Source organism: Microcoleus sp. BM001215392, from assembly GCF_036700185.1.
In the GTDB taxonomy this organism is placed as follows: domain Bacteria; phylum Cyanobacteriota; class Cyanobacteriia; order Cyanobacteriales; family Microcoleaceae; genus Microcoleus.
This window is the reverse complement of sequence record NZ_JAUBOJ010000128.1, coordinates 4,748-15,169: the sequence shown is the minus strand read 5'-3', so window position 1 is coordinate 15,169 and position 10,422 is coordinate 4,748. Positions and strand designations below refer to the sequence as shown.

The window sequence follows — 10,422 nt, the reverse complement described above, 5'->3', positions numbered from 1 at the left end:
TCTTCAGTCTGCGGAGGCAGACTTTGCCTGTGTAGCCGCGAATTTATTCGCCGAGGATATTCGCCGGGAAATCGTCCAAATTGGCAGAGGATATACGAGCAATGTAAATCATAAATTCCACACCTCCTAGATATGAAAATTTCTTTACTACACACACCTTAACAACTTGAAGCTAAAGCGACAACAATTTTTAATAAATCTTCCGCAACAGTTCTTTACAATCTTCTCAGACGGTCGATTTCCAAGTACCGTGAAAGCCCAAAGGTATGACACCTGGCAATTCTAGCTGACAAACAGGGGGGCTAGAAAGTCCATTGCTGTCAAATATCCACACTTCGCTACTATCAGAATTGCCATCATAAACAACCGTCAAAATCCAACCTTTCTCCGACGAAATATCTGGAACGTAGATAGGCTCTGTGGGATAGCGATTTTCGCCGCAGTCGGCAATTGTGAGATTGCGGGTTTTCGTGTCCAAACGGGCGATCGCCCCGTAAAGTTCCGCTATATTATCCACATCCGGTCGATTCATTGCCAGATAAATATACCGCGACGCTTGCCCGATTTCGGCAGCAGGTACGATCGGAAACTCGCAAGCTTTATCCAACAATTCCTCTATTTCTGTCACTTTCCCCGTCAGAGGATTGAGATGCACTCGGGAAATTGTCCCCACCGCATCGGTGCGAGTTTCACCTGTCGCTACTTCCTTAAGTCGCTGATTACTTTTAAAGTCCGTATAGCGCACAAAATCTACCGCCACGGAAGCATCTTCGGTGACAAAACCATTAGCAAAATGCCACTGAAACCAAGCATCGGTTTCGCCGCGACTAACTAAAGATAGAGTTTCCGAGTCAAAAACTAATATTTGCGTTCCTAACTTTGGTTTCCACTCAAAGGAGTCGCCGTAACTGCCAATCCCAGCTAACACTGAACCCAGATTTAGCCGCACTGGTGGCACAAAAAATATCAGATACTTGCCAGCAAGTACAAAATCGTGCAACAGCGGTATTCCATCTAAAGTAACTGTTGCTTTTTTAACAATTTTTCCTGTACAATCACTCTTATAAACATTCAACTTAGCTTTCAAACCTGGGGTAATTCCAAAGTTAAAAATATTCCCAGTAATCGGATCGCGCTTACAATGAGCTGAATAAGCAAATTTACTATCTAAATTACCTAAATTGTCGATTCCCTGAGTTTCCAGAGTTTCCAAGTCGAGGCTGTGAGGCGGGCCACCTTCCCATAATGCCAAAAGGCGATCGGGTAAAGCTAAAACAGAAGTATTGGCAGCATTCTTAACAGGTTTAGTCCACCGCAACCACGCAGGCCCCGGTGCAGTCATGCCGTAATTAGTGTAGAGAAATTTATCAGCTTTTTCTTCAGCTTGATATCCCGCTGTTTGCACGTAGCGATAAAGCGCCACAGCACCGGCATCCGTAAAATCCACCGCCAAAATTGCACCGTCGCCGTCAAACCAATGTCCCGCATTCATGCCGCCGCGTTGCAAACGTGCGGGCCCGTTGCGATAAAGAGTGCCGCGCAATCCGTCTGGAATTTTACCAGTTTTAACCGATAGCTGAGTCAGAGGAAACTCCGCAGCAGGACGGGCTAAAGATTTTGCCCAGGATTTTTTAGATGAGATTTTACTGTCTGTTTTCATTGGAAACTGGCAATTTTTAGCTGAGCAGGCATAAGTTTTGCTATACAATTATACCACAAATCACCTATAGCCGTTCTCCAGCAAGTAAGGTATTTACCAATTAATCAATTCCTCAATCCCCCAATCTAAAATCTAGACCTGTACATCACTTAATTTAAAAAGGCGATAACATCTATGACTCTGCCCCGCCGCTATCTACTGAGAACTTTTGGACTGACTGCTATTGGTACTCAACTTTTGCCGATCGCCCAAAACAACCTATTTCCCCCAACTATTATTAAACCACGCCGCCTGCAAGTCGGCGATACCGTAGCTTTAATCAATCCTGCCGCCTTCAACTACGCAAAAGAAGTCCAGCAATTTTTTAAAGTTCTGGATAACCTCGGCTTAAAAGTTAAACTGGGAGAGCATTTTTACGACCGCTACGGCTATCTAGCAGGCAAAGATGCCGATCGCGCCGCCGATGTCAACGCCGCCTTTGCCGACGACTCAGTGCAAGCTATTTTTACCGGGATGGGCGGCTGGGGCTGCGGTCGCATCTTGCCGCTTTTGAATTACGATACTATCCGCAACAATCCCAAAATAATTATGGGATTCAGCGATATTACTGCCCTATTATTGGCAATTCATGCTAAAACTAATATAGTTACTTTTCACGGCCCTCTAGGTGTCTCCAGTTGGAGTTCCTTTACAGTCGATTACGTCAAAAAAGTTTTGTTTGACGCAGATGCTGTTACCTTGCAAAACTCCAAAAATTTTCCCATTCAAACAATCCGACGCGGTACAGCTAGCGGCAAACTCATCGGCGGAAACTTATCAGTAATATCAACCATGATGGGTTCAGCTTATTTGCCGGAGTGGGAAAACAGTATTTTGTTTGTCGAGGAAGTTAGCGAAGAAGTTTATCGCATCGATCGAATGTTGATGCAGCTAAAATTAGCGGGCATTCTCGATAAAATATCTGGCTTTATTTTCGGACAGTGTACCAAATGCGAGGCAGAAAAACCCCAAGAGTCCCTCACCTTAGCTCAAGTCTTTACGGATCGCATCCGGCCCTTGAATATTCCCGCCTGGTACGGTTCGATGACGGGACACATCCGAGATAAGTTCACATTGCCGATCGGGCTGAAAGTAGAAATTGACGCCAGCTCCGGTACAATTAAACTCTTAGAAACCGCAGTAAAATAATTTTTCTAACTCCCAGCAACCACAAACCAACTAAACTAATCATGTTGTGTTGGTTTGTATTGATGGTCGAGACTCAAGAGTCATCAATGCGGACTTTAATTCCTAACTATATAACAGTTTTTGTGAGGAGTAATTGACGACATATACTATTACAAATTTACCCAACAATCCCCTTATGCTTTAACTCTGCCGCGAGTTCCTCCACCAACTGCACAAAAGCACGAACCTTAGCAGAAACATGGCATTTTTCAGGATAAACTACTGAGATAGGTAAACCCGGCGGTGCAAAATTTTGCAGCAGCGATTGGAGTTTTCCATCGGCGCTCGCTCTTGCTGCAACATAGTTATACAACTGCACGATGCCCGTCCCCGCGATCGCAGTTTCCAACAGCGCCTCACCGCAGTTTAGGCGAATGTTACCCTGCACCTGTTGCGAAATTGCTTTACCTTCCTGCTGGAATTGCCAATCGTAACTCTTCCCTGTCCAAGCTGAAATAACAGCAAGGCAATTGCGATTTTTAAAGTCTGAACTAAGAATCCTCACGCTCATCTGATCCCAGGAGTGTCAAACTGCTTAGACTCAATTATGATGTGATGAGCGCGATCGGAACCAACGGAGGCTGTCATTGACGGCTGCGATCGAGCTAACTTTGGCAACACAAACCGCTTTGGCGATCGTAAATATCAATTACGTGACTCAACCGCTACAAATAGCAATGCTCTCTCCTGCTTTTGTGAGATTTTTGGCAAAGATATTTTTGTTTGGCGGCTGCCTTCTATCAACTCTTTTGATTGTTATTTTTAAAATGGTTTTTCAGATATATTTACTTGGTCAAACATAGCTGGTTAGAATATTTAGCAGAGGTACAAAAAAGAAATATTTAAACCCCGCGCCGCCTGCTTTCAAATTTGCTCGCAATCCCAGGCTGAATGTTCTAGCCGCTAAGCGCTGACTCCGAACTTGAGCTAGCTTCATAAAAACTCAAATTGTCAGATATTCAATCATTCAAAATTTTTGTTTATTTTTGGGAAAAAATTTGGTAAGATATAGGGAACCTTTGGCATCAATGGGCAGTTTAACAATTTAAAGCCCATCTTTTTTACCATAAATCTGTCTCAACTATCTAAGTTATCGGTTTTAATCGGGTTACCACCCCGTAAATCCTGGCAGAGACCACCAACAACAAACGAGCCTGCTTAATTCCGTCACTGTAAACGCAGTCAAGCAATCGCAGATTTTGAGATTAATTTCATTGTTCATCAAACATTCAAATACCCAATCCAAAAGATCGTGAAAAAACCACAAATCATTAAATCATTAACCGCCATTGTATTGACAATAATTTGCCTGTTATCGCAAAACGCTTGTACAGCAACACAAGCAACTGACACAACCAACACAGACCCAATTTATCAACAGCGAACCGTCCACAATCCCGACGGCACCGGCAAATTTTACATGGGTCGAGAAATTGCCCAAGTCATGGGATATCAAGGTGCCGGTTGGTTGGAAAGACCCTCGCGCGGCATGGAAGAAAAATCAGCTCGATTAGTCAACAATCTCGATTTGAAACCAACAGACATTGTAGCAGATATTGGAGCTGGAACCGGATATTTTAGTTTTCGCATCGCTCCCTTAGTTCCACAAGGAAAGGTTTTAGCAGTAGACGTGCAGCCGGAGATGATTAATTTTATTGAGTTGAACAAACAAGAAAAAAATATTTCTAACGTTCAGCCTATTTTGGGAACTATCGACAATCCGAACTTGCCGGAAAACAGCGTCGATTTAGTTGTGATGGTTGATGCTTACCATGAATTTGCCTATCCCAGAGAAATGATGCAAGGAATTGTCAAAGCCCTCAAGCCGGGAGGCCGCACGGTATCGATCGAGTATCGGGGCGAAAATCCGCTGCTTCCCATTAAAGGTTTGCACAAAATGACTCAGCAGCAGGTTAAAAAAGAAATGGCCGCCGTCGGTTTAGTATGGAAAGAGACAAAAGATATGTTACCCCAGCAGCATTTAATGGTGTTTGAGAAACAATCTCAAATTTAGTAGCAAAAAAAACAAATTTTTTACCACTTTTTCTGATTTTTGTCAAGGGACATAACCCGTATCAATCCGAACAGACGATCGCCCAAAAATACTAAGCCTTAAGTAAGCCTTAAGATAGACCATTTACTAAAAATACCATTTACAATTAAAAATTGATAACCCAAAGGCGCTTCATTCATTTTTTTAGTGAAGAAGTGTCGCTACTAAAAAGTACCAGCGTCAGGAACTCATGGCTAAGTCCACGCTCGCTTGTAAAAAATTGCAAGCTGTTCTGACCAGACCCATTGTCAAAGGAGCCGTCCTCCATCGGTCACGATACTCCTTGAATCCTACGCCAGTTTTGGGCTCTGTCACCTGCAATTAAGTTAAAGTGACTCTTGACAGTGTTGCAGGTTTAACAAGCCTTTATAACCAGGTCTGCACGAACATTCCCGCAAGGGAGAAAGGAGACAACCATATCTCCATTTCTAGGGGCAACCATACCTCTCTAACCCCGAAAGGGGATTCAAGGCGGCGGTCACTGAGCGCAGTTGAATGTGTTGAAACCGTCGCGTCGTTTTCCTCTCAGATATAAAGACTCGCTTCCCACTTACCGGATTTCTTTGTGAACATTCCAAGTTCCATCCTCACCATGCTCGTCGGCATCGGAGTGACTCTGATCAGTCTCTGGTACGGCCAGAATCATGGATTAATGCCGATCGCCGCCTCGGCTCAAGCATCGCAGATAGACGGACTATTCAACACAATGATGACACTTTCCATAGGATTATTTATCCTAGTCCACGGAGTGCTGATCGTTGCTGTAATTAAATATCGCCGTCGTGAAGGAGACAATACAGACGGGCCAGCTTGGCATGATAACTTTCCTTTAGAAATTCTTTGGACAGCCCTACCAGCGGTGATTATTTTAGGTATCGGAGTCTACAGTTTTGAGATTTACAACTCAATGGGTGGCCTCGACCCGATGGGTAATCACGATCATGGTACAATGCAATCGCACTCTAAAATGCGCGGAAGTGCGATCGCAGGCACGCTGTCAGATACACCACAAAAAGCTCCTCAAATTCAGCCAGAAAAACAAATTGCCCTAGGCGTAGGTGCTGCCCCAGAAAACGAAGAAAAACCAGCAGACTTAGTTGTAAACGTCATGGGTTTGCAGTACGCCTGGATTTTTAGCTATCCAGAAAGTGGCGTTAGTTCCGGTGAACTGCATATGCCACTCAACCGCGACGTACAGCTAAATCTTGCAGCTCAAGACGTGCTGCACGCATTTTGGATGCCCGAATTTCGGCTCAAACAAGATGCAATTCCTGGGCGAGAAAGCGAACTAAGATTTATACCAAACAAAGTCGGCGAATACCGAATTGTTTGTGCTGAATTGTGCGGCGCATATCACGGAGCAATGAAAGCTGTAGCATTCGTTCACACACCCGAAGACTTCGACAGTTGGGTGAAAGAACAGCAAGTTGCTAGCGCTCAAAACTTAGAGCAAGCAGTTGCCATCAATCCCGAAAAAATGTCAGACGGGGAATTCTTAGCTCCCTACGTCAGGGAAATAAAAATCAATTCCGAAAGTCTAGAACAACTTCATCCAACTCATCACGAAAAATAGTAATTAGTTCCTGGAAATGGATATTTAATCCAGACCAAATAACTAATGACTAATAACTAATGACTAATAACTATGACACAAGCACAGTTCCAAGAAACTGCCAACATAGATGCTCGCGGAACAGCACCCGCCGATAGACATTGGCGAGATTATTTCACATTTAATACCGACCACAAAGTCATCGGTATTCAATACCTAGTTACAACTTTTGGATTCTATCTAATCGGCGGCGTGATGGCTACCTTAGTGCGAACCGAACTCGCCACTCCCGACTCCGATTTTGTCACCCCGGAACTCTATAACAGTTTATTTACTGTTCACGCCACGGTGATGATTTTCCTATGGATTGTCCCCGCCGGTGCCGGATTTGCTAACTTTTTGATTCCCCTGATGATTGGGGCAAAAGATATGGCATTTCCCCGGCTCAATGCCCTGGCTTTTTGGATGATTCCCGTAGCCGGCGTGTTGCTGCTGAGCAGTTTTCTTGTAGGAGCTCCCCAGGCTGGTTGGACTTCCTATCCGCCTTTGAGCTTAGTTACTGCTCAAATGGGAGAAGAAATTTGGATTCTCAGCGTTTTGTTCCTGGGAACTTCTTCGATTTTGGGTGCGGTAAATTTTGCCGTTACCATCTTCACGATGCGGGTTCCGAGCATGAGTCTCAATGAAATGCCTTTGTTTTGCTGGGCAATGATTGCGACTTCAGCGCTGACTTTAGTTGCTACTCCAGTGCTAGCAGCAGCCTTGATTTTGCTATCCTTTGACTTGTTAGCAGGAACGGCATTTTTTAACCCGACTGGTAACGGCGATCCGGTCGTCTACCAGCATTTATTCTGGTTTTATTCGCACCCGGCAGTTTACATTATGATCATGCCCTTTTTTGGGGTGATTTCAGAAGTGTTGCCAGTGCACTCGCGCAAGCCAATTTTTGGTTATTTGGCGATCGCCTATTCCAGTCTCGCCATCAGCTTTTTGGGCTTAATCGTGTGGGCGCACCATATGTTTACCAGCGGCACTCCCGGCTGGCTGCGGATGTTTTTCATGATCACCACCATGATCATCGCCGTGCCCACTGGGATTAAAATATTTAGCTGGTTAGCGACTATTTGGGGTGGCAAACTCCGACTCGTCAGTGCGATGCTATTTGGGATGGGTTTTATCTCAACATTCCTCCTCGGTGGCATCACCGGGATCATGGTAGCTTCCGTACCCTTCGACATTCACGTTCACGATACTTATTTTATCGTCGCTCACTTGCACTACGTGCTGTTTGGCGGCTCAGTGTTTGGAATTTACGCTGCTTTTTACCACTGGTTCCCCAAAATGACGGGGCGGATGCTTAACGAATTTTGGGGTAGAGTCCACTTTGTATTAACCTATGTGGGCTTTACTGTAACTTTCTTGCCGATGCACGCTTTGGGGATGCAAGGAATGCCCCGCCGGGTGGCAATGTACGACCCAAAATTTACCACGATTAATGTCATTTGTACTGTGGGCGCTTATATGCTGGCAGTCTCTACAATCCCGTTTATTGTTAACGTGATTTGGAGTTGGAGATACGGCCCCAAAGCAGGTGACAATCCTTGGCAAGCTTTAAGTTTGGAATGGATGACGACTTCGCCACCCCCGATCGAAAATTTTGAAGGAATACCAGTATTGGCAACCGGGCCTTACGATTACGGTATGGAAAAAATTCAAAATACTGGGGAACGTCTCAAGTTGAAATTGAGGGAAAATGCGATCGCCAGCGCCAGCGCCCAGAAACGCGGTATTCCGATTGCAGAGGCCCAAGCTTCCACTTTCTTTGGCGGTACTGCAACTTTGGTCGAGCCTGAATCGGAGATAAACCTTGATTCTGCTGCTGATGAAAGTCAAGATAGCAATTAGTCATCAGTCATCAGTCATCAGTCATCAGTCATTAATGTCAACAAACAAGTCAAACGTAGTACCGATCTGCTGTCTGACGATTAAGCTCTCGATCCCCCCTAGCCCCCCTTCTTAAGGGGGGGACAAGAAGCACTCAAAGCTCCCCTTGAGAATGCAGGAACCGTCCACTTCTCAAAGTCCCCCTTGTTAAGGGGGATTTAGGGGGATCGAGCCTCCGCTATAAACGAGAGATACAAAGATTTTCAGGCAATTGTTGGCACTAATGTCTTCTTCCCTCTTCCTTCCATCCTTTACATCCGTTACATCCGTTACATAATCCGCTGCCGAACTTCCTTCTTCCTTCAACTAGCAATTTATTATGCAACAAATTCCAGCGATCGATCCCGAAAAAACGGCTCTAAATTACCACCACAGCGCCGAAATAGAAGCCCACGGTGAAGAACATCCCGACCACAGAATGCTAGGCGTACTTGTGTTCTTGGGTTCTGAAGGCATGATATTTATGGGTATGTTTGCCGCGTATTTGATTTATCGGGCAATGGCCCCGATGTGGCCGCCTGAAGGTACACCCGATCGCGAGTTATTGCTGCCGGGAATTAACACGGTGATTCTGATTGCTAGTAGTTTTGTGATTCACAATGCGGATGCTGCGATCAAAAAGAATGATGCGACGGGTATGCGAAATTGGTTGCTCGTGACTATCGCTATGGGCGTCGTTTTCTTGTGCGGTCAAGTTTACGAATACACTCATTTAGAGTTTGGCTTGACAACTAATTTGTATGCCAGTTGCTTTTACGTTTTGACTGCTTTTCACGGTTTGCACGTGACGTTTGGAGTGGTGCTGATGGCTGGGGTCGTTTGGCGATCGCGCGTTGCCGGTCACTATTCTAGCGAACACCACTTCGGCATCGAAGCAACTGAGATTTACTGGCACTTTGTCGATGTGATCTGGATTGTTTTGTTTGTGCTGCTGTACATAATTTGAGCGTAGGCTTTTCTACTTAGCGGGCAGGCAAGATGCCTGCCCCACCTGAAATTAAGACCCCCGGTTGGGGTTTTTTTATTGTTTGCGAAGTGCGATCGACAGTTTGATCGTTCGGACTTCAGTCCGCATCAATCCGAGGACTAAAGTCCGAACGATCAAACCCGGGCCTAAATGACGCTAAATTAAAAGAAGCAATTCTCCCATCCACCAGCATTGAGGAAATTATGCAGTGCGAATTGTGCGATCGACCAATGGAAGTATTAACCGCCCACCACCTCATCCCCAAACAAAACACCAAGCGTAAAAACGAAGATCCCAGCGAGACGATCGACATTTGCTCCGCTTGTCACCGCCAGATACACTCGCTATTTGACAACAAACACCTCGCCCAAGAGCTCAACACCCTAGAAAAGCTCAAAAATGATCCTCAACTCCAGAAATTTGTCTCTTGGGTGAAGAAGCAAAAAACCGACAAACGCATTCAAGTACACGGCAAAAAAGCTTAAACATCGGCGGGCGGGTTTGGGGGTACCGCCCCTACAGAATGGCGGTGAAACTTACGATAAAGCATCGCCTCTATCGGCTTTCCACCCCGCAAATGTCGATCGGTAATTGCCGCAACTTCTTCAGCAGAAACACCGCTATACCAAACCTCTTCTGGTAGCACCAACACCATCGGCCCGTTACCGCACTGTCCCAAACAACTGCTAGCGACAACTTCCACTTCTGCACCGCACAATTGCTGAAAAGTTGTCAGTACCTTGGCTGCATTTTGCTTGCGACAAGTGCGGCTTTGACAAACAAGAACTCGCCTCGAAGATTCGATGATTTTCATGTTTTTTTGCTTGACACTCTGCTTTTTGTATGCTATTTTTGTAGAATGGGAATAGGTGCGGCCATATATACTCAAATAATCAGAGAATCAATAAAGATTTTGGACGAGTTCCCGTGCTAATCCAAAAATCACGCTCAACCTTTTGATGTCAACCATTGCCGATCGCGCTACATAAATCTGGGATGAATCGGCTAACCGCAGATAC

The 10,422-nt window shown here is 45.2% G+C and carries 10 protein-coding genes; 7 read left to right on the top strand and 3 right to left on the bottom strand.

The window, feature by feature from the left end; translation table 11 throughout:
• Nucleotides 1–226 precede the first annotated feature (226 nt).
• Nucleotides 227–1,660, bottom strand: coding sequence for a carotenoid oxygenase family protein (locus QT974_RS15580; protein ID WP_333469370.1), 1,434 nt, complete (start codon nucleotides 1,658–1,660; stop codon nucleotides 227–229).
• 174 nt (nucleotides 1,661–1,834) lie between these two features.
• Here QT974_RS15580 and QT974_RS15575 point away from each other — a divergent pair, with 174 nt between their 5' ends.
• A complete protein-coding gene (locus QT974_RS15575; RefSeq protein ID WP_333469369.1) occupies nucleotides 1,835–2,848 on the top strand; it encodes a S66 peptidase family protein in 1,014 nt (337 codons plus the stop codon).
• A gap of 157 nt (nucleotides 2,849–3,005) precedes the next feature.
• Here the strand turns inward: QT974_RS15575 and QT974_RS15570 are convergent, their stop codons facing one another.
• Nucleotides 3,006–3,392, bottom strand: a complete 387-nt coding sequence (locus QT974_RS15570) for a LysR substrate-binding domain-containing protein (protein ID WP_333469368.1) — start codon at nucleotides 3,390–3,392, stop codon at nucleotides 3,006–3,008.
• An 82-nt stretch (nucleotides 3,393–3,474) separates the two neighbouring features.
• On the opposite strand from QT974_RS15570, the gene QT974_RS15565 reads away from it, so the two are divergent.
• The 6 genes from QT974_RS15565 to QT974_RS15540 all read left to right on the top strand — a co-directional run bounded on the left by QT974_RS15565 (nucleotide 3,475) and on the right by QT974_RS15540 (nucleotide 9,888).
• Nucleotides 3,475–3,690, top strand: a complete 216-nt coding sequence (locus tag QT974_RS15565; protein ID WP_333469367.1) for a hypothetical protein — start codon at nucleotides 3,475–3,477, stop codon at nucleotides 3,688–3,690.
• Nucleotides 3,691–4,139: 449 nt separating this feature from the next.
• Complete coding sequence (locus QT974_RS15560; RefSeq protein ID WP_333469366.1) at nucleotides 4,140–4,901, top strand: class I SAM-dependent methyltransferase; 762 nt, start codon at nucleotides 4,140–4,142, stop codon at nucleotides 4,899–4,901.
• Nucleotides 4,902–5,505: 604 nt separating this feature from the next.
• Entirely contained in the window at nucleotides 5,506–6,513 is a 1,008-nt protein-coding gene (locus tag QT974_RS15555) for a cytochrome c oxidase subunit II (RefSeq protein WP_333469365.1), read from the top strand.
• Nucleotides 6,514–6,585: 72 nt separating this feature from the next.
• The gene (gene ctaD / locus QT974_RS15550; protein WP_333469364.1) at nucleotides 6,586–8,397 is read left to right on the top strand and encodes a cytochrome c oxidase subunit I; all 1,812 of its coding nucleotides are present in this window, start codon (nucleotides 6,586–6,588) and stop codon (nucleotides 8,395–8,397) included.
• A 358-nt stretch (nucleotides 8,398–8,755) separates the two neighbouring features.
• Entirely contained in the window at nucleotides 8,756–9,382 is a 627-nt protein-coding gene (locus tag QT974_RS15545) for a cytochrome c oxidase subunit 3 (protein ID WP_293220070.1), read from the top strand.
• 224 nt (nucleotides 9,383–9,606) lie between these two features.
• Complete coding sequence (locus tag QT974_RS15540; RefSeq protein ID WP_333469363.1) at nucleotides 9,607–9,888, top strand: HNH endonuclease; 282 nt, start codon at nucleotides 9,607–9,609, stop codon at nucleotides 9,886–9,888.
• Here QT974_RS15540 and QT974_RS15535 read toward each other — a convergent pair.
• Nucleotides 9,885–10,217, bottom strand: a complete 333-nt coding sequence (locus QT974_RS15535; protein WP_333469362.1) for a (2Fe-2S) ferredoxin domain-containing protein — start codon at nucleotides 10,215–10,217, stop codon at nucleotides 9,885–9,887. The genes QT974_RS15540 and QT974_RS15535 overlap by 4 nt on opposite strands.
• Nucleotides 10,218–10,422 lie beyond the last annotated feature (205 nt).